This is a genomic window from Prosthecobacter sp. SYSU 5D2, assembly GCF_039655865.1.
Classification (GTDB): Bacteria; Verrucomicrobiota; Verrucomicrobiia; order Verrucomicrobiales; family Verrucomicrobiaceae; genus Prosthecobacter.
The window spans coordinates 62,770-83,912 of record NZ_JBBYXL010000015.1; the positions used below are offsets into that span (position 1 = coordinate 62,770).

The following is a 21,143-nucleotide window of genomic DNA, read 5'->3' on the forward strand; positions in this document are numbered from 1 at the left end:
CGGCGGCTGCGCAAGGGGGATGTTGTGCCGGAGGCGTTCTCAGCGGGTGGCTACGCCGGGCGCTTTGCGGATTTTTAGCAAAACGGGGAAGCTGGTGGCGAGGCCCGAGCTGTCCTGTTCGGCACGGGCTGAGGCCATGGTGGCGTGGCAGAGGCGGTCCTGGTCCTGCACCCAGGAGGAGCAGCGGAAGAAGATGGGGCGCTCGTTTTCACCCGCGCGCACCTGCACGCCATTGAGGCCGATGTCGTCAATGATGACACCATGGGGCAGATTATGAACATCGAAGTTGATGAGATCATCAAATTTGTTGTTCCGCTCCACCCGGATCCAGGCCTTGACGGTCTGGCCGGGGACCAGCGTCAGCTCCAGCGGACTGGCTTCCTGGGTATCCTGGCGCATGACCGGTTTGCCATCGGCATCTGGCTCGAGATAGACGATAAATTTGGGGGCGGGACCGAGAGTCATTTTCCCAAAGTTAGCGGCGGTGTGTGTCACGGTTTTGCCTGTGATTTCGGCGGTGGCGGTGACGGTGACTTTGCTCCAATCCGCATCCGGTTTGGCTGTGGGCAGCGCATGAATGCTGCCGGTGGCGAGAGTATGCCCGGCCTCAATGAGGATGGGCGAGGAGGCATAAAAACCCTCCGGCACATGGGCAATGTCCACACGGATGGGGCCTTCGAATCCGTCCTTGCGGTCCGCCTTGACGGCGAAGCCGATGGAGGAGCGGGCGGGGATGGCGGTGAGGTTGTTGGTATCCACCGCGAGGGTGAAATCCGGCGCGGGCTGACGGACGGTAAGTGAATACACAAAGCGCTCCCCAGAGAGGCCGCGAGTATCCGTGACGCGGATGATGAAACGGCCATCGGCCGGGGCGGTGAAGGTGAGGCGGGAATCGCGGCCGAGCTTGCGGGTGCCTTCGTCATCATTGGCATAATGGAGGGTGAAGACAGGCAGGCCGTTGGGAACCAGGGGCGTGCCTAACGGATGAGGGATGACCGTGTAGCAGGCCTCATCCAGCGCGTGGCTGGTGGTACTGGTGTCAAAATAGGAGCGGCGTTTGCCATAGGTGGAATAGAAGAGAAAGCCACTGTCCGGGCCACGCGGCATGCGGAAGGTCTTCATGATGTCGCCATTAAAATAGACGTATTCATTGAGCTCCATCTCCTCCCAGTTTTGCAGGCGGATGTCGGGGTTGTTGGCATCCACGCTGCGGAAGTTGTTGTAGCTGTCGCGCACGGACTGGAGCAGCAGGCGCGGCACGGGCTGGCCTTTTGCATCCAGGATTTCCAGCTTGGTATCGGCGGGAGAGCCGGCCATGGCGGCGAGGGTTTCGATGATCCAGGAGTCGCCCTTTTTCGCCTCGAACACATAAAGGTCTGCATCGCCATGCGGATTGTCTGAAAAGAGACGCCCCTGGACAGTGCCGGGCACGGGAATGGCCTGGGTGTTGTTGACTTCATTGTTAGGCTCGACCTCGGCACAATGCGGCAAATTGCTGACATGCTGGCTGGGATTGACGCGGTAGCGGATGTTTCCCGCAGGGAGCGGGACGGGCAGGAGGCCGGTGCTGCCGGGCTTGACCACGATGGGGGCGATGCCCTCCAGATGATGGCCGATGAGGGTGACGGTGGATTCGACCTCAGCCGTGGATGAGAGGGGCTGCCAGCCGGTGACGTAGGGCAGTGCGCCCAGGGTGAGGCGGTAGAGGTGAGTGGCGCTGCCATCCAGCGTGGTGTTGCTGACACGTACGAGGTAGCTGCCGTCGGCAGGTGCTTTCCAGGCGATGAAGGGATCGCTGCCGGGATCCAGGCCGCGATTGAGAGCAAGCACATTCAACGCAGTGTCGAGGATCTCCAGTCGGGGGGATAGCGCGGTGCTGCCGACCTGCTTGACAGCGAGGTCAAAGACAAGTTCCTCGCCTGCCTTGACGGTGATCTGATAAACATCCTGCTGGCCGGTCTCCACCAGCTTTCCCCAGAGGCTGGCGGGAAGTTGTGTGATGGCAAAGGGGCCGTCTTTAAAATGCGCTGGCGTGCTGACCGTGGCGGGCAGGTCATCGGCGTGCACCTTCATGCGGGCCGTCTCACCGTGATCCGTGGTGAGCCATACGTCATAAGCGCCGCGAGGCAGGCTGGTCGGGGCGGTGGTCTTGATGCGCAGTTGGTTAGGCTCGACGGAGGACTTGACGACAATGCCCTGGATCTCCGGGTGGCTGAAGTGGACTTTGGGATTCGCCTCCAGATTTTTCCCCTGGAGGGCAAGTGTGACGCTGCCGCCGCTGTGCAGCACAGGTGTGACGATGCGGGTGAGCTCTGGTTTCGGCGACGCCTTCGGCTTGGCGGCGACCACCATCTTGGTCTTCGGAGCCGGAGCGGCCATGGCGACGGGTTTGCCGGTCACGCTGTCATAGACGCCCAAGCTGCCATCGGCGCGGCCGCTAAAGAGCTGGCCTTTTTCGGCAAAGGCCAGCGCCGGGGTCCAGTCGGACTGTTTTTCGAGCACGGTTTTTTCCGTCAGACTGGCCGCATCCCAGATCTTCATGGAACGGTCGGAGGCGCTGGAGGCGAGCAGGCTACCATCGCGGGAAAGCGTAAGTCCGAGGATGCCGCCCTCATGAGCAAAACGGGAGGTACTGATGCTGTTGCTGCCTTCCTTGGCCGTGGCGCTGATCTGCCAGACGCGGATGCGGCTGTCCATGCCGGCACCAAAAAGCTGATTGCCATCGGCACTGAAGACCACGGCGTTTTGCTCCTTGAGCGGCTGGGCCAGCGTGTCCAGCCGCGCGCCCTCCGGCATGGCCCACAATTTCACGGTGCGGTCCGCACTGGCACTGGCCAGCACTTTCCCGTCAGTCCGGAAGGCAAGGCCATTGACGCTGCCATTGTGGCCGGTGAGCAGTTTGAGTTCTGTTCCCTTGGAGGCATCCCAAAGGCGGATCTTTTGATCATATCCACCCGTGGCGAGAATCTGGCCATCAGGAGACAGTGCGAGCGCGTAACAGGCATCGGTATGCCCGGCAAAGGATTGCAAGGCGCTGCCATCGGCGGTTTTCCAGGAGCGCACTTCGCCGATGATGCCTGCTTCACCTCCCGCTGCATAAACGGTCGCGCCATCGGCTGAAAAGGCGAGGGCATTGACGCGGCCTTTGAATCCGCCGAGCTTTCGTATAACCGAACGTGTGATAGGATTCAGCAATTCCACCTCGCCATATCGGCCGATGGCGATGAGCTTGGCTGCCTCGGAATAAGCCATAGCCTGGATGGATCGTTTCGGGGCGACTTTGGGAGCGATCTTGGGCGTGATGACTTCGCGAGGAGCGGGGGGTTTGTCCGCCATGACGGGTCCCAGGGCTCCGGCATTGATCCAGGCTTTGATGAGCGCAATCTCCTCCGCCTTCAACTTGTCGCGTTTGCCTGGCGGCATGAATTCGTTTTTCCCGCCCCTGCCCGAACGGCCTTCGAGAAACTTCACCAGCAAGCTGTCATCCGCCTTGCCCGCGATGATGGAGACGCCTTCCTCCCCGCCTTTCATGAGGGCCGCAAAGGTGTCCAAAGCGAGGCCCCCGTCTGCATCATTCGCACCATGGCAGTCCATGCAGTGGGCATCCCAGAGCGGCAGGATTTGTTTCTCGTAGGAGATGGATTCTTGGGCGCTGGCGGCTCCAAGTGATATTAAAAGCGATGCAGAAAGCGCCAGTTGATAGCTGCTGAATAAAAGAGATGATGATTTCATGACTCTGGCTGATTTCCCACAATTGCGCGCCTTGCCGGTGCGTGAGAAGCTTTTGATCGTAGATGAGATTTGGGCCTCAATGGCTGGAGCTGAACTGGCGGTCTCTGAGCAGGAGAAATACGAACTCGACGAACGTTGGGCACAATTTGAAAGCGATCCATCATGGGCACTGACGTTGGAAGAATTCCAGTCATGCATAAATGCCAGACGTGCATGAGGACTGATTCCCTGAGGTGTTTTACATTTGTTAGGCATCCTAGTGGTTAAACAAAAACTCCTTCGAACTCATGAGGGCCCAGAAAAGATCTTCGAGGGTGGTGCGGCGGTCTGCGGCGGGGGCGGTGGCGAGGAGCTCGGTGGCTTTGGTTTTCTCCGCCGGGGTGGGGGAGCGGGCGAGGGCGATGAGGTAGGCGTCCTCGACGAGTTTTTCGTCAGGCTGATCTGAATTCAGGAGCTGGTCCACTCGGTTGTCCTTGGTGGCAAGCTTGTCATTCATGGTATCGCCATTGGCGATATGCAGGGCCTGGGCCATGCTGGGTTCGTTGGTGCGCTCGCACTCGCAGGTGGCGATGCGGTCGGCGCGGCCGAAGCTTTTCAGGAAGTAGCTGGCGATGTTGGAATCGGGAAGCTGCAAGGCGCGGAAGCCCATGGGATAGGAGGTCTTGGTGCCTTTGTTGGCATTGCGGCGGTCTATGTTAAACGTGGTGGGCACCGCGGTGACCTGGGCGACGGAATCCAGCAGGATTTCAGCCTTGAGGCGACGCGGGTAAAAATGGCTGTAGTAACGGGTGTCTTTTTCGTTTTGGTAGATTGTCTCACTGCTGCGCTGGTAGGTCTCGCTTTGCAAGATGACGCGCATCAGGGATTTGAGGTCGAACTTGTGGTTAACCAGGTGATCACAGGCGGCATCGAGGAGCTTCTCATTGCTGGCGGGGTTGGTGATGCGGATATCATCCACGGACTCCACCAGACCGACGCCGAAGAAGTTGGCCCAGACGCGGTTGGTGATGGTGCGTTTGAAAAGGCGGTTGTCCGGCGAGGTGAGCCAGGCGGCCATGGGGATGCGGCGGTCCTCGGGTGCGGTGATGGAAACGGGCTCGGTCACTTCGAGCGGGCGTGGAGCTTGAGGCTTGCCGGTGAGGGGCTGCACGAGATCACCCTCGGTGGCGCTGAAGACGACGCGCTCATCGGCAGTGGCACCGTTCTTGGTGCGGACGCGGGAGAAGAGATTGGCGAAGGCATAGTATTCATCATTGGTCCACTTTTCCAGCGGGTGGTTGTGGCACTTGGCGCAGTTCATGGCGGTGCCGAGAAAGGCCACGGAGACGGTTTCTGAAAGGCGGGCCGGCTCGTCATGCAGCAGGAAGAAATTTCCCGCGCCATTTTCCAGCGTGCTGCCAGTGGCGGTGAGCAGGTCACGCACCATGACATCCCATGGTGTGTTGGCCGCGACGCGGCTGCGGATCCAGTGGTAATAAGCCCACATGCCCTCGGGCGTGAGCTTGTCACTGTTGACCAAAAGGAGGTCGCTCCAGCGATGGGACCAGTAGTCCACAAACTCAGGCCGCGAGAGCAGCGATTCGATGAGGCGGTCGCGTTTGTCAGGCGCGGCATCGGCCAGGAAGGCGCGGGTTTCTTCAGCGGTGGGCAGCACGCCGATGGTATCCAGATGAGCGCGGCGGATGAAGTCACCATCACTGCATTGCGCGGAAGGCGGGATGTTCAGCGCGCGCAGTTTTTCCAGCACGAGGTCATCCACAAAGTTGCGCGGCTTGAGCTGGGCAAAGAGGGTTTCGTCAGTTGCGCCTTCCTGGGGAACGCTGACGATGGCGATGTCCAGGCGACTGAGGTACCAGGCACTGACGGTACCCTCGCCTGCCCCAGTGACTTTGATAAGGCCGTGGTCATCCACGGTGGCGACGCTGGCATTCACGGCATTGAATTTGGCCCAGCGAGTGACGTCTTCCGTGCGGCCATCGCTGAACTTGGCCAAGACCTTGAGCTGCTGCTCGCTGCCCGGCTTGCTAACCAATTGTTTAGGCGTGACCTCCAGGGAAACGAGACGCGCATCTTCCGCCCTCGGCCCAGGCGTGCCATGGGCGATCCAGTCCACCAAAGTTTGGTAGGCTTCGGAGTCCATCTCAAAGCGCTTGTCGCCCTTGTGAGGCACAGTTTTCACCGCCTTCAAAAGCAGCAGGCTGCGGGCAGGATCATCGCCATTGATCCGGCGGCCCATGGCAGAGCGGGTGATGGAAAGGTAGTCCCCCTCGTCATCAAACCCGCGCAGTGAAAGCCGGAATCCCCCCTGCCCTGCTGCTGCCCCATGACAGGCGCCCATGTTGCAGCCGTAACGGGTCATGATTGGTTGGATGTCGTTGCGGAAACTGGGGGCTTCAGCGGCATGGAGGGCGGCACTGAAGAGGCTGAGGAGCAGACACTGACGGAGAAATTTCATCGTGAAGAAATTGGTTATGCTTCTCGCATGGGAACGGTTTCGGAACTTGCCCAAGCCGCAGCGAAGCTCTGATCTCGCATGATCGGATTATACTTTTGTAGGGTACGCCGTTTTGTTGGTGATCTCACCCAAACAGCTCCTTGATGCCGTGCTTGCCAAAGTCCACGACAGGATAAGGTCGGCCTTGGGGGCCGGGGAGTTCGGTGTGGAGGTCGATGCCGAGGCTTTCGTAGATGGTGGCGACGATCTCGCCTGGGTCCACGGGACGCTCGGCGGGGTAGGCTCCGATCTCGTCGCTCTTGCCGACGGCCTGGCCGCCTTTGACCCCGCCGCCGGCGAAGTTGACGGTCCAGCAGTTCGGCCAGTGGTCGCGGCCGCCGGCGGGATTGACCTTGGGTGTGCGGCCAAATTCGGCCAGGGAGGTGACCATGGTATCCTCCAGCATGCCGCGCTGGAAGAGGTCCTCAATGAGGGCGGTGTAACCCTGGTCATACATGGGGGCGACGATGTCCCGCATACCCTCAATACTGGTAAATGGCTTGCTGCCGTGGATGTCCCAGGTGATCTCGCCAAAGACGGTGATGAAGGTATTCACCGTGACCATGCGCACGCCGCGCTCCACCAGACGGCGGGCGAGCAGGCAGCTCTGGCCAAAACGGTTCATGCCGTAGCGCTCGCGCACTTTCAGCGGTTCCTTGGTCAGGTCAAAGGCCTCGCGTGCCTGGGTGCTGGTCATCACGCGGTAGGCGGATTCAAAGTTGGAATCCATCAGCTTGGCCTGCTCGCTGGCCTCGAAGTTTTTCACGGAGCTGTCCACCAGCTCGCGCATCTGGCGGCGGCGCTCCAGGCGCACCTCGCCGATCTCTTTGGGCGGCAGCAGGTCTGGCACCTTGAAGCCTTCCGTGGAGGGATCGGAATTGAGGACAAAAGGATCATAGGCCTTGCCCAGAAAACCGGCGTCCTGACCATGCGGCATGTTGCCACCGGTGGGACCCATCGTTTCCGGCAGGATGACGTGGGCAGGCAGGTCTGAGCGACGGCCTAACAAAAACTCCGCTGCGCAGCCGACGTGCGGTGTATTCACCCCGCCAGTGAAAAGGCGACCCGTCTGCATCATCTGATGGCCGGTGTCATGCACGGCGGCGGCATTGTGATAGCAGGAGCGCACGAGGCTGAACTTGTCTGCGATCTTGGCATGCAGCGGCAGGATCTCCGAGACCTGGAAGGCATCGTTGTTCGTGCGGATGGGCTTGAAGGGGCCGCGGATCTCGCTGGGCGCGTCCGGCTTCATGTCCCAGAGATCGAGCTGGCTGGGCGCACCGAGGTTGAAGATCATGATGCAAGCGCGCTGACTCTTTTTGGAGTCCACCTTGCCTGCGGCTTTCAGCGCCTGAAAGCCCGGCAGCGTCAGGCCCAATGCGCCAAGCATGCCGACCTGGAGGAAGTCGCGTCGTGTCACCCCGTCGCAGGTGGTGATGGAGCCATCGCCGGAAAATTTAAACATATGGTTAGGGAAAAGTGAACTTGAATACTATACGCGATGCGCGGCCAAAACTGAATGGACTATCCCGCTAAGGTTTGGCAGCATCTGGCCCCCATCAGGACTGGATTTCTCCACCAGAGATGGAGAAATGCGTCATACCGGCCCGGAGTCTTTGGGCTACCTTTGCGGCGGATGTTTACTTTTACGTGAATTCATCGCAGACTTTTGCGGATTATGAAAATCGCTCTCGTCGCCCTCCTTTCCCTGCTCGGAACCATTGCCTCCATAGCCCAGGCCCCAGCGCCCTTACCGCAGGAAAATATCCGGAGGCCCGAGTTGTGGGCCGGGCAGTTCAATGGTGGGAGCTACCTGGTGCGCTGCACGCAAATCCAGGCGCTGTCCAAGCATGAGTATGTGGCGGATGCAGCGGCCCGGGTGGTGGAGGTGAACCTGACGATGAACTCCAACATGACGGTGCGTTTCTATTATCTGGAGCCTGTGCGGCTGGAAGGCGGAGGCATGCTGGGAGCCGGGCAGCAGGCGCTGGACAAGGCGCGAGAGGCGATGCAAAACGCGGCCAGCCGCATCTCTCCCACAATAACGGTGGCAAAGGTGGTTAAAAGTTATCCGCAGACCACCCATGCACACACAGTGGAGTTTGTGCTGTCCAGCGAGGAGCGGCTGAACTCTCTGTACGAAAGCCTGGAGCAATCTCTCCGCACGGGCCAGGGGCGGACGTGGAAGGAATAAGGGAGACCTCTGCGAGGTCAGGCTTTCAAGCTGGCCACAAAAGAGGCAAAGCCGGTGGCCTGGTCTTGCAGGCGCTGGAGCAGGGCGGGGTCCTGAATCTGGCCGTCTTTCAGAACCTTGTTGACGCCGGGGATGAAGACGCGGGCCGGGAAGACATGGGCATTCCGGTAACCCAGGATGACCTGAAGCTGCTCCACGGACCGCAGCGCGCCCCACATCCCGGCAGCGAGGCCTACCAGGCAGACGGGCCGGTTTTCAAAACTCTCCGGGAAGGGCAGCATATCCACGAAGTACTTCAGCACACCTGGGAAGCTGCCATTGTATTCCGGCGTCACGATAACCACCCCATCGCTGGCCAGGATGGTTTCCGCAAAGGGGGCAAAGGAGGCCGGTTTTTCCGCATAGGAAGCGGGGCTGAAAATCTCAGCCGGAAGGTCCGCAAGATCCAGCACCTGGCAGGGGATGCCGGCTTTGGTGTAGAGACTTTCAAGAATGCCCGTGATGAGCCGGGTGTTGCTGCCGGGACGGTTGGTGCCACTGAGGAGGGTAATCATGGAATGAAGAAGAATTGTCAGATGTGATGTTTTAGCAGCCGGTCTGCCAAAGGGACATTTTTGAATAGGTTGGACCGGTGTGTTAGTCACTGGGTTTATTTGTCCTGGCCCTGGGTCCAGTCGCGCTTTATGCATGTGCACCATGACACCGCCGCCTCTGCCGTCCAAAGACAGGTCACACCTGCGCACGCTGGTGATCTGCCATTACGTCGCTGCGGGGCTGAGTGTTTTCGGTCTGGCGTTTCTGGGGCTGCACTATGCCTTCGTGAAGCATTTTTTCGCCAATCCCAAGCTGTGGGAAAAGGCGAAGGAGCAGCCACCTTTTGATCCGGCGGAGTTCTTTGGATTCATCCAATGGTTTTACCTGGCCATGGGCCTGATCATGGTGGCCGGCGGAGTGCTGACAGTGATCTCCAGCCGTTGCATTCAGAGGCGGGTATCCAGGACCTTTTCCATCGTGGTCGCGGCCTTAAACTGCTTGCAGTTTCCACTGGGCACCCTGCTTGGGGTTTTTACGCTGATCGTTCTGAGCCGGGATTCTGTGGCGCAGCTTTACCTGACTGAGGGAAAGGCGAAAGAGGAAGGCTGAACCTTTTTTCCTGAACCGCTCCTGCACCACCGCCTGTAAAATCGACCAAGACCAGACGGGGTGCAGTTGCAGTATCGTAGGAAGAGTGGCGCTCAATCGATCAGGCAGCACGATGCCTGGAGGCCGAGAGTCAACAAACCATTGGAGCGTTTGATTCCTAGTTTTTAAATGTGTTCAAAACTTTTTGAAAATTTTGGGAATATTTTTCAGGCTCTCGGATGGAACTGGCGGTGGACCTGTTTCAGGCGCTTCTGATCCACGTGAGTGTAGATCTGGGTGGTGGCAATATCCGCATGGCCGAGCATCTCCTGGATGACCCGGAGGTCGGCCCCGTTATTGAGAAGGTGGGTGGCGAAGGAATGGCGCAAAAGGTGGGGATGTACGTGGTCCCCCAGACCGGCGAGCTGGGCGCGCTTTTTGACGATCTGCCAGACGCGCTCGCGGGTGAGGGAACCGCCAAGTTGGGAGAGGAAAAGGTGGCTCTGGGTCTTTTTTCGCTTCACCAGGGAGGGCCGGGCGTGCTGAAGGTAGGCCTCGATAGCCTCCTTGGCGGCACCACCGACGGGGCAGAGGCGGGTTTTGGCCCCCTTCCCCGTGACGCGGATCCAGCCTTCCTCCAGGCTGAGGTTTTCCAGCCGGGCACCGATCAGCTCGGACAGGCGCAGGCCGCTGGCGTAAAAGAGCTCCAGGATGGCGCGGTCGCGGCGGTCCAGGGGATCATTGCCGGTGATGGATTCCACGAGCTTGCGGGCATCCCCTTCATTCATAGTGCCGGGCAGGTGCTTTTCCAGGCGAGGCGGGAGGATGGCTTCGGCGGGATCGCCAACGCGTTTGCCCCGCGCGGCCAGCCAGCGGAAGAAGATCTTCACGGCCACCAACTCCACGCGGGCACTGGAGGCGGCGATGCCATCCTTTTTCCGCCGCGCCAGGTAGTCTCCGAGATGCTGCTGGGTGACGGCATCCGCCGTTTCCACCTGACGGTCCTGTTTCAGCCAGGAAGCCAGCGCCTCCAGCACGCGGCGGACGAGGAGCTGGTAGTTGGTGGACAGCCCGCGCTCGGTGGCGAGGTGGAGGATGAAGCTGTCAATGGCATCGAGCATGGGCAGGAGAATGTCATCCAGAGCTAAGGACCTGTCACCTGCTGCGTTTGTTGCTTACACCCCTTTTTCGCCAAGCCTGAATGAAATTCCTTTCCGCCCTTCTTCTCACCGCCACCGCAGCAGCCGCCGCCGACTTCAAAAAGGACATTGCACCCATTTTTGAAAAGCACTGCTACGAGTGCCACAGCGACAAGACGGGGAAGAAAAAGGCGGGGTATGTCTTCGATGATCTGGAGACGCTGCAAAAGGACATCAACCCGAAGGGGGGCATCGTCCCCGGCAATCCGGCGGAAAGCCACATCTTCAAGGTCGTGGCAGACCCGGAACACGAGGCGCACATGCCGCCCAAGGACAACCTTTCCGACAAGGAGATCGAGACGCTCAGAGCCTGGATCACCGAAGGGGCGATGCTGGATAAAAACGCCCCCAAGCCCGAGATGGCACCGGTGAAAAAGAGCCTGCCGCCCATCCTGAGCTGGACGAATTTTGAGGGCAAGACCATCCGCGCCGGCTTTGTGAAGCTGGAAGGAGACACCGTTTACCTGCGCATGCCGGCGAATGCACAGGAGGTGCCTTATCCGATGAGCAAGCTGGACGCGGCAAGCCAGGAACTGGCCCGCGAATGTGCGGCGCCGTGACCCCTGGATTTCTTGAGGTCTTTTGAAGGGGGGCGTTTCACAAACAGGGGTTGGGTGATAGATAATCCTATCCTTCTATGCGCCCTATGTCCGCGAATCTCCCGCCATCCCCGGCAGCGCCTCTTTACCAGGAGGTGGCGGACAAGATCGCGCGGCTGATCCAGGAGGGGGTACTGCGGCCGGGAGAAAGGGTGTCCTCACTTCGAAAGGTGAGCGAGCAGTATGGGGTGAGCCTCACCACGGCGATTCAGGCGTTTATCCTTTTGGAGGACCGGGGTCTGGTGGAGGCGAGACCTAAATCGGGGTTCTTTGTGCGGGTGCCGCGACCCGTAGTCAAGGAACCGCTGATGGCCAAGCGACCGCGCGCCATCACGGCAGTGACGGTGGGGGCGCTGCAGTCCCGGTTGTTTGAGGCGGCCATGTTGCCGAATCTGCTGCCCCTGGGCGGCGCGGTGCCCAGCCCGGAGCTGCTGCCGACGGTGAAGCTGAACCGCATCCTGGCTGCGGTGGCGCGGCGGGCGGGAAAAAGCGGCATCTCCTATGACATGCCGCCAGGATCCGAGACGCTGAGGCGGGAGATCACCAAACGGGTGATGAATGCCGGGGCGACGCTGCTGCCGCAGGAGATCATCACGACCAGCGGGGCCACGGAGGCGCTGATGCTGTGCCTGCGGGCGGTGACCACGCCCGGCAGCGTGGTGGCGGTGGAATCCCCCACGTATTTTGGCGTGTTGCATGCGCTGGAGGAGCTGGGCCTGAAGGCCATCGAGATCCCCACGCATCCGCGGGATGGCATGGACCTGGAGGCGCTGGCCAGGGTACTGAAGACAAGAAACATCGCCGCGTGCCTGGCGGTGCCCACTTTCAGCAACCCGCTGGGGGCGCTGATGCCGGATGCAGCCAAACAAAGGCTGGTGGAGATGCTGGCGGAGCGGCAGGTGCCGTTGATCGAGGACGATGTCTTTGGCGAACTGCACCACGGTCCACACCGGCCCCGGATGGCCAAGGCCTATGATGAAAGCGGCAATGTGCTGCTGTGCAGCTCCTTTTCCAAATCGCTGGCGCCGGGCTACCGCGTGGGCTGGGTGGCCCCAGGACGCTATTATGAGCGGGTGAAGACGCTGAAGCTGACGAGCACCCTGGCCACGGCCACGCTGCCGGAGCTGGCCATCGCAGAGTTTTTGGCCAATGGCGGTTATGATCATTACCTGCGTTCAGCGCGGGCCTTTTATTCGGCCAATGTGCAGCGTGTGGGGCAGGCGGTGGCGGCGGCTTTTCCAGCGGGGACGAAGGTTACCCAGCCGCAGGGGGGCTTTGTTCTGTGGGTGGAAATGCCTGCAGGGGTGGATGCGTTGCGTCTTCAGGACGATGCGCTGGCCCATGAGATCAACATCGCCCCCGGCCCCATGTTTTCGCCCACGCAGGGATATCCGAACTGCATCCGCCTGTCGTGTGGTGTGCTCTGGACGCCCCGCCTGCAGCAGGCCATCACGACGCTGGGCAGGCTGGCCCAAAAACAGCTCTGAGCTTTTGTCGTCTGTGCATGACGGGATAGCGACGAACTGTATCTGGTGCGAAGCCCGGCGGATGGAAGATTGCAGGCATGAACCTCAACCTTGAACTCCTGGCGGCCATGAACCGTGAAGATCTGTATGCCTTTAAGATTCTGGCCTTTGTCGGCATCGCCGCCACTCTGGGGCTAGGAGTCTATTTCTTCAAGCATCAGACCCGTCTCTTTGGTTTTGACGAGGAGATCCCCAGTGATACCAGCGGCGGGCGTGACTATGGCCGCATGCAGACATGGGTGCTCTGGTGGGGGATGCTGATCGTCTTCTGCTTTTTTGCTTTTGCGCTGTGAAGGTGGCGGAAGCAGGGGGATAAGCTCCTGGCGGACGCCTGTTCCAAAGGGTTCTTCCAGTGAGTATGAAGTGATGTAAACGAGTTACATTTGGATTTGGTAATTCATTCGTCATTGAATGAACATGGGCGAATAACATGAAGTTATGTCCAGTTGGAATCAGGAAATTGATGCTTGATAATCCTGCTCGGGCTTCCACTTCTGAATGTTATTTATGAGCCGATTTCCATCTCGTCTGTTCCTCAAACGGTGGACAGCCTGCCTGTTCGTACTGAACCTGCTGACCAGCTGCGGCCATTTTGACGGGTCAAGCCGGGTGGCCCCAGACCGTATGGTGGGCATTTTCGGCGGCATGGGGCCGGAGGCGACGGCGAACCTTTACTCGGAAATTGTACGCCTCACACCGGCCAAGGAAGACCAGGATCATCTGCCCACATTGATTTACAGCCGCCCGCAGGTGCCGGACCGCAGCGCCTGCATCAAATCCGGCAGCCGCGAGATTGTGCCCTATCTGGTGGAGGCGGTGAGGCGGCTGGAGCGGGGCGGAGCGTCCTTCATCGCCATCCCATGCAATACGGTGCATTATTATCATGCAGATATGCAGAAGGCCGTGCGCATCCCGGTGCTGAACATGATCGAGGAAACGGTGGAGACCGTGGCACGGGAGCATCCGAAGGCACGCACGGTGGGCTTGCTGGCTTCCAACGGCACGGTGCAGAGCCGGCTTTACGAGGAGGCATTTGCCAAACGGGGACTGAAGGTGATCCTGCCGCCGGGGGAGGTGCAGCAGTGCTGCGTGATGGACGCGGTGTACAGCATCAAGGCAGGCGGATCCAAGGCAGAGCAGGCGCGGCTGCTGGCGCAGGCCGGAGATGGCCTGTCGGCTCGCGGTGCAGACGTGCTGGTGCTGGGCTGCACAGAAATCCCCCTGGCCTTCGACAGCAAACGCGCTCGCGTACCTGTGGTCAATGCCACGGAGGTGCTGGCGCGGGCGGCGATCCGTGAATACAAAAAGCCGGGCCGCTGAATCCCCCTTCCCTGCCCGTCATGAGAACGCTGCTATTCCTCCTCCTCGCCACCGGCCTGTCCGCGGCAGACGCACCGCGCATCGCCGTGATGCAGCTCCGGCATGAGACGGTGACGTTTTTGCCGAACGAGACCACCCGGGAGGATTTCATTTATCCAGGATCACCCGCGGCGGGAGAGGCGCTGCTCAAGACGGAACCGAAGGGGGACATGGGCGGTTTCGTGAAAGTGGCGCGCGAGTATGGCGCGGAGCTGGTGGGCATCGAGTCGCCCGGCATGCCGGAGACCGGCATTGGCTCAGGCTGGGTGACCCGGGACGCCTATGAGCACTTCGTGGGCCGCATGATTGAGGAACTGAAGACACAGGGTCCCTTTGACGGCGTCTATCTGGCGCTGCACGGTGCGATGGCGGTGCACGGCATCGCCCGCCCGGAGGCGGAGCTGGCACGGCGAGTGCGGGAGGTGGTTGGCGGGAAAGCCGTCATCGCGGGCACCTTTGATCCGCACGGCAACGAAGACGAAACCTTCCTCAAACATGCGGACCTGGCCTTCGCCTACAAGTACTACCCGCATTACGACGCGCACCTGCAAGGAGAGCGTGCCGCGCGCATGCTGGTCCGGGCGATCCGTGGTGACTACAAGCCGGCCCACTCGGTACGCACGGTGCCGATTCTGAGCGCCACCGTTGTTCAATGGACCGGCCAGCCACCGTGGAGCACGCTGGTGCAGCGCTGCCTGACCTGGGAGGCGCGCGAGCCGGATGTGTACGTCAATTTTTTCTATGGCTTCCCCTGGGCGGATGTGCCGGACGTGGGCATGTGCTTCCAGGTCATCACCAATGGCGATCCCGAGCTCGCACAAACGGTCGTAGATGATCTGGCGGAAACGGCCTGGCGGCTGCGGGCGGAGATGTTTTCGGCAACGCCTATCGTGCAAGTGGACGAGGCGGTCCGGCAGACGGCGGCAGCGCTGACCGCAGGCCGCCAGCCGGTCGTGCTGGCGGATTACAGCGACCGCTCGGGTAATGCCACCTGGGTGCTGCAGGAGGTGATCGAACAGGATCTCGGCGGGGTGGTTATCGCCACCCTGCGTGATGATCGGGCCCTGACGGCTTTGGGGAAATCTGGGGCCAAAGCGGGCGATGCTTTCGACATGGAGGTTGGCGGATTCATGGACGAGTCAGCCGGCAAGCCGGTGCGCGTGCGCGGGGTGCTGGCCCAGGTGAAAAGCGGCAGCGACGGCATTGTGCAGTCGGCCCAGGTCCGCTTCGGCCGGGACAATCTGCTCATGCTCAGCCCGCAGCTTGTGCAATACGTGGATCCCGAAAGCATCCGCGCGGAAGGGGTGGACATCGGTAAGTTCCAGGTCTTTGCCATCAAATCGCGCGTGCATTTTCGGCGCGGTTTTGATGACAACGGCTTCGCCAAAACCATCCTGCTGGTGGAGCCACCCGGTCCGTTCATGGGCACGGTGCATCTCGATGCGCTGAAGTATGAAAACCTCCGCGTCCAGGACTACTACCCCTTCAACCTGAAGCACAAGTCTCCATCCGCCGAATGACAGGCTGAACTTTCCCCGGCCGGATTATCAACACGATGAATGACCATCCCCTTCCCGAACTTCGCAATCAGCTTCTCAGCCTGCACAAGTTGCTCATGAATGCCGAGCGCGCGGCCTATGAAAAAGCTGAGAACGTAACCCTGTCGCCGTTGAAGCTTCTGCAGTTGCTGACGGAGGATGAGCAGTTCTCCTGGCTGAGACAGCTTTCGCAACTGGTGGTGATGATGGATGAGGCGATGGAAGAAAAGCCGCCAATCACCCACGAACGGAAGGATGCCCTGCTCGCCGAGGCGCGGCATTTGCTCACAGGCTCAGACGAGCCCGGAAGCTTTGCCGTTCGTTATGCGGCAGCAAGGGAAGGTCTGGCGGCCGTGGCTGCTGCACATGCGGAGATCAGCAAAAGCTTCGATTAGCCGGAGGGGTTTTGCCCGCCTGGGTTTGGCTCAACACTTCTTCTTGGGCCTCTTCACCACACGGAGCTTTCCCGTGCCGCCACCACCGCAGAAGAAGCGGTCTTTACCATCAGACTCCAGGCCGGAGATCCCAATGCCGGGAGGCATGCTGAGGCTTTCCAGGACTTCGCCGGACTGGGGATCAATGCGGAGGAGTTCGCTATCATCCTCCCAGGTGCCATGCCACAGGTCCCCATCCACCCAGGTCACGCCAGTGACGACGCGGTTGGAGGAGATGGTGCGGAGGATGGCACCGGTTTGAGGATCTAGCTGATGGATCTTCCGGCCTTCATACTGTCCGATCCACAGGCTGCCCTCCGCCCAGGCCAGGCCGCTGCTATCGTCGGCACTGGGGGCCGGGATGGTTGTCAGGATGTCCCCCGTTTCGGGATCTACCTTCTGAATGATGCCCTCGGAGATCTGGTAGAGGTGTTTGCCGTCATAGGCGGTGCCCGCATGGGCGGGAAGATCAAGGAAGCGGAGAATCTCACCGCTGGCGGGATCCATGGCGTTCAGTTTTTTGTCCGAGGCCCACCAGATGACGTCTCCGTCATAGGTGACTCCGTTCACTTGGGCGTTGCCTGGATAAGGGCCAAATTCACAAACTATATCGGCTGGGGATGTTGGGTTCATGGAAAGGATTCTAACCGTCGTGCAGCAGGGTGGGGAGTAACATTATCGTCGTGAATCCAGGAACGACAGAAGTGGTCCAGCGTCTGGCACGGGCACGGCCGAACCATTGCACTTTTCCATCCGCAGCCAGCACATCGAGAGCGCGTTGCACGGTGCGCTGGCTGACACCCAGGGCCAGAGCGAGGGCCGAGCTGGACCAGGCCTCGCCATCGGAAAGAAAGGCAAGGATGGAACCATGCTCCTCCTCCACCGGCCACGCCAGCACCGTCACTTCCGCCCCCTGGCGGAGCTGGAGAGCGAACCCACTCCGGGTGGCCTGCACATCGGCGAGTGGACGCAGCAACTGACGCAAGCGGCCGATCTCCACCCGCAAACGGGCGCGGTGGGATTCATCCACCCGCTTCGCCTGAAACCCGGCCCGCAGCAAATCCGTACGGCAAACGTCGTTAGGCCAGGCTTCGGCGAGGGATCGCACCAGTGCAAACAGAACCGGACGCGTGGCCATGGGGATTCCCATCCTGCCTCTGCGCACCACACGGCGGCAGGCATCCACCACCAAGGCCCCGGAGGTGAACAGCGCCTCCACGTCCTCAAGGAGCACCGGGCGTTCCTGCTGGCCCGTGATGCAACGCGCCGAAGGTGTATCCAGACGACGGGCAGCGGCTTCCACTTCCGCTTGAAGCGCGGGGATGCAGGAGAGACGGGCCGCCTCCCGGGCCCGCGAAAATGCTGCACGTGCAGGAGCAATGCGCAGCCGCTGCATGGCCATGCCGGCCAGGATCATTTCATGAGCGGCCCGTCGTGCGGGAGGCAGGGAGACCGCATCGGCATCCTTCATCACCCGTTCCGCCTCGTCCAGCCGGCCGAGCAAAAGCGCACGCCGGGCCTGGAGATGGCGGGCATGAATGGCATTGATGACATCCCCATTCTGCTCCAGAGCGGCCTGCGCTGCGGCGAGCGCTTTCACCGGCCAGCCCAAGTCACGCGATACCAGGGCGATCTCAGCCTGGGCAACCATGCAGCGGGCGTGGGCGATGGCCTGCTGAGGGCCAAAGGCGCGCGCGGCCCATTTTAAAAGAATTTGAGCCTGGGCCAGATCCCCCAGCTGCGCCATGGCAATGCCCCTCAGGGCTAGGGCCGCTGCATCCTCCCGCAGCGCCACCCAGTTGAGCGCGCGCAAAGGATCACCCGCAGCGAGGGCGGAGGCAGCCGCAGAGATGAGCGAGTCCATGAAGAAATCGCGCCACCGTTGTCACTCACACACGCTTCTGCCAAGCGATAACTTGATCCCGGCAGCCCGGCTGGCGGCTGCTTCCAACATCGAACAAACATCCCAACTCACGGAGGAATCAACATGACCACCCATCGAACCGGAACCCATGCCGAATGGCTCAAAGAACGACTTGAACTGCTCAAAGCGGAAAAGGAACTCACCAGGCGCAGTGACGAACTGGCCCGGCAGCGCCAGCAACTGCCCTGGGTGCCGGTTTCCAAAGACTACCGATTTATGACCGAAGCCGGTGAAGCCAGGCTGGCGGATCTCTTCCAGGACCGCTCACAGCTCCTGGTTTATCACTTTATGTTTGGCCCGGACTACACGGCGGGCTGTCCTTCCTGCTCGGCCATCGCCGATGGATTCAACGGTATTGCCATCCATTTGGCCAATCACGATGTCCTGCTGACAGCCGTGTCGCTGGCCCCGTTGGAAAAACTGCTGGCCTTCAGAAAACGGATGGGCTGGAGCTTTCCGTGGGCTTCGTCCCTGGGCGGTGATTTCAATTTTGACTACTGCGCCTCATTCACGGAAGAGCAGCAGCGGGAAGGCCTCGAATACAACTTCACCCGCGAGCCGCAGCAGCCGTCGCGTAATGGCGAGCCAGACGGAGGCGAAGGCGCAGAGTTCGCATTCGCCACGATGTGCGGCGTCAACACGCCCACGTATGCGAGGCAGAGGCCAGGCATGAGCGCTTTCATCCAGGAGGGGGGCGTGGTTTACCACACCTACTCCACCTATTCGCGCGGCGTGGACAGCTTATGGGGCATGTATCCCTGGCTGGACCGGGCACCGCTGGGCCGCAATGAAGAGGCAGGGGTCTGGTGGCGTCACCATGACCAATACACCATGGCCAGCCCGTCAGCAGCTTCCTGCTGGCAGCACCAAATCGGAGGCGAGCCATGAACAAGCTCCCCTGTTGCCGTGGCGGACACCCGTCGGGTGGGCCTAACCAACCGGGTTCAGGAACGCGACGAGGCACCAAAATCACGAGCGCTCTGCTTTCCGGTACTGCTCTCCTGCTGATGCCCAAGTGTCCGGTCTGCATGGCTGCCTATGTTGCGCTCATCACCGGGATGAGCGTATCCACCGCAGCCGCCGGTTACCTGCAAACGGGCCTCGTCACCGTTTGCGCCGGCATATTGCTCTGCCTCATGCTGCCAGGGCTGGGCAGGCTTTTGGGAAGAGGTTGGAAAGTTTACTTCGCCCGCTTGGCCCGCGGCTCACGGGCCACCGTATCCGGGGCACCGGCGGTGGTGACGAAGGGGCCGTCAGCCATGGGGGCGATATTGGTGAAGCCGACCTCCGGCATGTCGCTGGGCTTGCCGGCGAGCGGGAAGTCTTTGCGCAGCGGGAAGTAGGGATAGCCTTCCCACATGAGGATGCGGCGCAGGTCCGGGTGACCGGCAAATTTGATGCCCATCATGTCCCACACTTCACGCTCATGCCAGTCGGCAGTAGGCCAGATGTCGCTGACGGTGGCAGGCTCTTCGCCATCGGGGATCAGGGCTTTGATGCGCAGGTGCTGGTGGTGGCCATAGCCATACACCTCATAGACCATTTCGAAACGCGGCTCCTGTCCCATGTGATCCAGGCTGGAAATGTCCACCAGGTAGTCGAAATCCAACTCGTCGCGGCAATATTTGAGCAGCGGCTTGGCAGCGGCCAGGGTGACTTGCAGGGTGTGCTCGCCCCGGAACTCGATGGTGCTAAGTACGGCATCACCGAATTTTTCCTTCAGGGCGGTGACCATTTGCGCGGCATTCATGATTCGGTGCGTTTCGGCTGAGGCTGATTTTTAACGGTGGCTGCGGAGACGGATCAGGAATGCTCGTTGATGAGTTCCCGCTTCTGCTCGGAGACTGAATGCTCGCCGTCAATCTTCCGCTGCAGGCGCATGAGGCCTTCCATCAGGGCTTCCGGGCGTGGAGGGCAGCCGGAGATGTAAATGTCCACCGGGATGAGGTGGTCAATGCCTTGAAGGACGGCGTAGCTGCGATACATGCCGCCGCTGGAGGCGCAGGCGCCCATGGCGATGCACCACTTCGGCTCGGGCATCTGGTCCCAGATCCGTTTCACGGCCAGGGCCATTTTATAAGTGACTGTGCCGGCAACGATCATTACATCCGCCTGGCGTGGGGAGAAACGCATGACCTCCATGCCGAAACGGCTGAGGTCATAGCGGCTGCAGGCGGAAGCCATCATCTCGATGGCGCAGCAGGCCAGGCCCATGGGCATGGGCCAGAGGGAGTTCTTTCGCATCCAGTTGACCGCCGAATCCAGCTTGGTGAAGACGACATTGCCCTCGATTTTGGAATCGTAGGCGGCGTGGGTTTCAGCAGGGGCGACCATAACTTTGGAAAAATGGGGGTGAACAGCGAAGAAATACGCCCCGCCTCTCCCCCCGGCAACCCGTTTGTGAAAGTTTTCACAAGCTCCCAAGCCGCGCCGAGCCAGGTTTTAGAAGGTTCTCAGACCTGGAGGAGTGGCACTGGCCCCGTTAAAAGCAGGGGCGCTCGGGGCGGAGGCTGGCGGCTGCGCCTGATAGCTAGGTGCATACGGAGGATAACTTGGGTAGGCCGCAGGCTGCTGGGGTGTATAGGCTCCGGAGGACTGCACGGGGGGGTAGGCTGCGGTCTGCTGATAGCCGCCATACGCGGGGGCTGGAGCCGGCTGCTGCTGGCCATAACTGCCACTCCCGACACTATGCGCCGTCACCTCCACCTGCCCCATTTGCATGTAGGGAATGCCGATCTCCTGGGCTGCCGCGCTGGAGAGATTGATGACCCTGCCTGGGTAAAAGGGAAACCGGTCATTGATGGTTACATTCACCGTGCGGCCGTTCAGGGTGTTCTTCACCTTCACCACGGTGCCAAAGGGAAGCGAGGTATGCGCTGCGGTATAAGCCTGCGGGTAATAGATCTCGCCGGAGGACGTGGGACGGCCGGTGTATTGATCTGCCACATACGATGCCCAGCCCTGCTCCTGGTAGGCGGGCGGACGGGAGGCACAACTGACAAGGGCCAGCATGATGAGATAG

20 protein-coding genes are annotated in these 21,143 nt (G+C 60.7%); 10 read left to right on the forward strand and 10 right to left on the reverse strand.

The window, feature by feature from the left end:
* Window positions 1-39: 39 nt before the first annotated feature.
* Window positions 40-3,732: a c-type cytochrome domain-containing protein gene (locus tag WJU23_RS21905; RefSeq protein ID WP_346334770.1), complete on the reverse strand. Its 3,693-nt coding sequence runs from the start codon at window positions 3,730-3,732 to the stop codon at window positions 40-42.
* Between WJU23_RS21905 and WJU23_RS21910 the strand changes: the two genes are divergently transcribed.
* Window positions 3,731-3,949 (forward strand): addiction module protein, encoded by a 219-nt coding sequence (locus WJU23_RS21910; protein WP_346334771.1) that lies wholly within the window; start codon window positions 3,731-3,733, stop codon window positions 3,947-3,949. The genes WJU23_RS21905 and WJU23_RS21910 overlap by 2 nt on opposite strands.
* 39 nt (window positions 3,950-3,988) lie before the next feature.
* Here the strand turns inward: WJU23_RS21910 and WJU23_RS21915 are convergent, their stop codons facing one another.
* On the reverse strand, window positions 3,989-6,187 hold the full coding sequence (locus WJU23_RS21915; protein WP_346334772.1) for a DUF1553 domain-containing protein: 2,199 nt from the start codon (window positions 6,185-6,187) through the stop codon (window positions 3,989-3,991).
* 124 nt (window positions 6,188-6,311) lie between these two features.
* A complete protein-coding gene (locus WJU23_RS21920; protein WP_346334773.1) occupies window positions 6,312-7,691 on the reverse strand; it encodes a DUF1501 domain-containing protein in 1,380 nt (459 codons plus the stop codon).
* Window positions 7,692-7,904: 213 nt separating this feature from the next.
* On the opposite strand from WJU23_RS21920, the gene WJU23_RS21925 reads away from it, so the two are divergent.
* Window positions 7,905-8,420, forward strand: coding sequence for a hypothetical protein (locus WJU23_RS21925; protein ID WP_346334774.1), 516 nt, complete (start codon window positions 7,905-7,907; stop codon window positions 8,418-8,420).
* 17 nt (window positions 8,421-8,437) lie between these two features.
* On the opposite strand, the gene WJU23_RS21930 is transcribed toward WJU23_RS21925, so the two are convergent.
* Window positions 8,438-8,974 carry an NAD(P)H-dependent oxidoreductase gene (locus tag WJU23_RS21930; RefSeq protein WP_346334775.1) on the reverse strand — a complete coding sequence of 179 codons (537 nt, stop codon included), beginning with the start codon at window positions 8,972-8,974 and terminating at the stop codon, window positions 8,438-8,440.
* A 142-nt stretch (window positions 8,975-9,116) separates the two neighbouring features.
* Between WJU23_RS21930 and WJU23_RS21935 the strand changes: the two genes are divergently transcribed.
* Window positions 9,117-9,563: a hypothetical protein gene (locus WJU23_RS21935; RefSeq protein ID WP_346334776.1), complete on the forward strand. Its 447-nt coding sequence runs from the start codon at window positions 9,117-9,119 to the stop codon at window positions 9,561-9,563.
* A gap of 206 nt (window positions 9,564-9,769) precedes the next feature.
* On the opposite strand, the gene WJU23_RS21940 is transcribed toward WJU23_RS21935, so the two are convergent.
* Window positions 9,770-10,663 carry a tyrosine recombinase gene (locus tag WJU23_RS21940; RefSeq protein WP_346334777.1) on the reverse strand — a complete coding sequence of 298 codons (894 nt, stop codon included), beginning with the start codon at window positions 10,661-10,663 and terminating at the stop codon, window positions 9,770-9,772.
* A gap of 80 nt (window positions 10,664-10,743) precedes the next feature.
* Here WJU23_RS21940 and WJU23_RS21945 point away from each other — a divergent pair, with 80 nt between their 5' ends.
* The 6 genes from WJU23_RS21945 (at window position 10,744) to WJU23_RS21970 (ending at window position 16,158) form a co-directional block, all read left to right on the forward strand.
* A complete protein-coding gene (locus tag WJU23_RS21945; RefSeq protein ID WP_346334778.1) occupies window positions 10,744-11,301 on the forward strand; it encodes a c-type cytochrome domain-containing protein in 558 nt (185 codons plus the stop codon).
* A gap of 86 nt (window positions 11,302-11,387) precedes the next feature.
* Window positions 11,388-12,827, forward strand: coding sequence for a PLP-dependent aminotransferase family protein (locus WJU23_RS21950; RefSeq protein ID WP_346334779.1), 1,440 nt, complete (start codon window positions 11,388-11,390; stop codon window positions 12,825-12,827).
* Between the two features lie 77 nt (window positions 12,828-12,904).
* A complete protein-coding gene (locus WJU23_RS21955) occupies window positions 12,905-13,159 on the forward strand; it encodes a hypothetical protein (protein ID WP_346334780.1) in 255 nt (84 codons plus the stop codon).
* Between the two features lie 214 nt (window positions 13,160-13,373).
* Window positions 13,374-14,186 carry an amino acid racemase gene (locus tag WJU23_RS21960; protein WP_346334781.1) on the forward strand — a complete coding sequence of 271 codons (813 nt, stop codon included), beginning with the start codon at window positions 13,374-13,376 and terminating at the stop codon, window positions 14,184-14,186.
* Window positions 14,187-14,206: 20 nt separating this feature from the next.
* Window positions 14,207-15,745 (forward strand): M81 family metallopeptidase, encoded by a 1,539-nt coding sequence (locus tag WJU23_RS21965; protein ID WP_346334782.1) that lies wholly within the window; start codon window positions 14,207-14,209, stop codon window positions 15,743-15,745.
* 35 nt (window positions 15,746-15,780) lie between these two features.
* Complete coding sequence (locus WJU23_RS21970) at window positions 15,781-16,158, forward strand: hypothetical protein (protein ID WP_346334783.1); 378 nt, start codon at window positions 15,781-15,783, stop codon at window positions 16,156-16,158.
* Between the two features lie 30 nt (window positions 16,159-16,188).
* Here WJU23_RS21970 and WJU23_RS21975 read toward each other — a convergent pair whose 3' ends face one another.
* Both WJU23_RS21975 and WJU23_RS21980 read right to left on the reverse strand, forming a co-directional pair.
* On the reverse strand, window positions 16,189-16,830 hold the full coding sequence (locus tag WJU23_RS21975) for a glutamine cyclotransferase (RefSeq protein ID WP_346334784.1): 642 nt from the start codon (window positions 16,828-16,830) through the stop codon (window positions 16,189-16,191).
* A 10-nt stretch (window positions 16,831-16,840) separates the two neighbouring features.
* Complete coding sequence (locus WJU23_RS21980; RefSeq protein WP_346334785.1) at window positions 16,841-18,061, reverse strand: HTH domain-containing protein; 1,221 nt, start codon at window positions 18,059-18,061, stop codon at window positions 16,841-16,843.
* Window positions 18,062-18,184: 123 nt separating this feature from the next.
* Between WJU23_RS21980 and WJU23_RS21985 the strand changes: the two genes are divergently transcribed.
* Window positions 18,185-19,009 carry a DUF899 domain-containing protein gene (locus WJU23_RS21985; RefSeq protein ID WP_346334786.1) on the forward strand — a complete coding sequence of 275 codons (825 nt, stop codon included), beginning with the start codon at window positions 18,185-18,187 and terminating at the stop codon, window positions 19,007-19,009.
* A gap of 292 nt (window positions 19,010-19,301) precedes the next feature.
* On the opposite strand, the gene WJU23_RS21990 is transcribed toward WJU23_RS21985, so the two are convergent.
* The 3 genes from WJU23_RS21990 to WJU23_RS22000 all read right to left on the reverse strand — a co-directional run bounded on the left by WJU23_RS21990 (window position 19,302) and on the right by WJU23_RS22000 (window position 21,133).
* Window positions 19,302-19,871, reverse strand: a complete 570-nt coding sequence (locus tag WJU23_RS21990; protein ID WP_346334787.1) for an NADH-quinone oxidoreductase subunit C — start codon at window positions 19,869-19,871, stop codon at window positions 19,302-19,304.
* A gap of 53 nt (window positions 19,872-19,924) precedes the next feature.
* Window positions 19,925-20,455: an NADH-quinone oxidoreductase subunit NuoB gene (gene nuoB / locus WJU23_RS21995; RefSeq protein WP_346334788.1), complete on the reverse strand. Its 531-nt coding sequence runs from the start codon at window positions 20,453-20,455 to the stop codon at window positions 19,925-19,927.
* A gap of 108 nt (window positions 20,456-20,563) precedes the next feature.
* Entirely contained in the window at window positions 20,564-21,133 is a 570-nt protein-coding gene (locus WJU23_RS22000) for a septal ring lytic transglycosylase RlpA family protein (protein ID WP_346334789.1), read from the reverse strand.
* Between the last annotated feature and the right edge of the window lie 10 nt (window positions 21,134-21,143).

Excerpts from the sequence above, each read along its gene's own strand:
- WJU23_RS21950 (WP_346334779.1), top strand. The coding sequence starts at position 11,388 with ATGTCCGCGAATCTCCCGCCATCCCCGGCAGCGCCTCTTTACCAGGAG.
- WJU23_RS21960 (WP_346334781.1), top strand. The coding sequence starts at position 13,374 with ATGAGCCGATTTCCATCTCGTCTGTTCCTCAAACGGTGGACAGCCTGC.
- WJU23_RS21940 (WP_346334777.1), bottom strand. The coding sequence starts at position 10,663 with ATGCTCGATGCCATTGACAGCTTCATCCTCCACCTCGCCACCGAGCGC.
- WJU23_RS21910 (WP_346334771.1), top strand. The coding sequence starts at position 3,731 with ATGACTCTGGCTGATTTCCCACAATTGCGCGCCTTGCCGGTGCGTGAG.
- WJU23_RS21980 (WP_346334785.1), bottom strand. The coding sequence starts at position 18,061 with ATGGACTCGCTCATCTCTGCGGCTGCCTCCGCCCTCGCTGCGGGTGAT.
- WJU23_RS21985 (WP_346334786.1), top strand. The coding sequence starts at position 18,185 with ATGACCACCCATCGAACCGGAACCCATGCCGAATGGCTCAAAGAACGA.
- WJU23_RS21905 (WP_346334770.1), bottom strand. The coding sequence starts at position 3,732 with ATGAAATCATCATCTCTTTTATTCAGCAGCTATCAACTGGCGCTTTCT.
- WJU23_RS21955 (WP_346334780.1), top strand. The coding sequence starts at position 12,905 with ATGAACCTCAACCTTGAACTCCTGGCGGCCATGAACCGTGAAGATCTG.
- WJU23_RS21975 (WP_346334784.1), bottom strand. The coding sequence starts at position 16,830 with ATGAACCCAACATCCCCAGCCGATATAGTTTGTGAATTTGGCCCTTAT.
- WJU23_RS21920 (WP_346334773.1), bottom strand. The coding sequence starts at position 7,691 with ATGTTTAAATTTTCCGGCGATGGCTCCATCACCACCTGCGACGGGGTG.
- WJU23_RS21945 (WP_346334778.1), top strand. The coding sequence starts at position 10,744 with ATGAAATTCCTTTCCGCCCTTCTTCTCACCGCCACCGCAGCAGCCGCC.
- WJU23_RS21970 (WP_346334783.1), top strand. The coding sequence starts at position 15,781 with ATGAATGACCATCCCCTTCCCGAACTTCGCAATCAGCTTCTCAGCCTG.
- WJU23_RS21935 (WP_346334776.1), top strand. The coding sequence starts at position 9,117 with ATGACACCGCCGCCTCTGCCGTCCAAAGACAGGTCACACCTGCGCACG.
- WJU23_RS21990 (WP_346334787.1), bottom strand. The coding sequence starts at position 19,871 with ATGAATGCCGCGCAAATGGTCACCGCCCTGAAGGAAAAATTCGGTGAT.
- nuoB (WP_346334788.1), bottom strand. The coding sequence starts at position 20,455 with ATGGTCGCCCCTGCTGAAACCCACGCCGCCTACGATTCCAAAATCGAG.
- WJU23_RS22000 (WP_346334789.1), bottom strand. The coding sequence starts at position 21,133 with ATGCTGGCCCTTGTCAGTTGTGCCTCCCGTCCGCCCGCCTACCAGGAG.
- WJU23_RS21915 (WP_346334772.1), bottom strand. The coding sequence starts at position 6,187 with ATGAAATTTCTCCGTCAGTGTCTGCTCCTCAGCCTCTTCAGTGCCGCC.
- WJU23_RS21930 (WP_346334775.1), bottom strand. The coding sequence starts at position 8,974 with ATGATTACCCTCCTCAGTGGCACCAACCGTCCCGGCAGCAACACCCGG.
- WJU23_RS21965 (WP_346334782.1), top strand. The coding sequence starts at position 14,207 with ATGAGAACGCTGCTATTCCTCCTCCTCGCCACCGGCCTGTCCGCGGCA.
- WJU23_RS21925 (WP_346334774.1), top strand. The coding sequence starts at position 7,905 with ATGAAAATCGCTCTCGTCGCCCTCCTTTCCCTGCTCGGAACCATTGCC.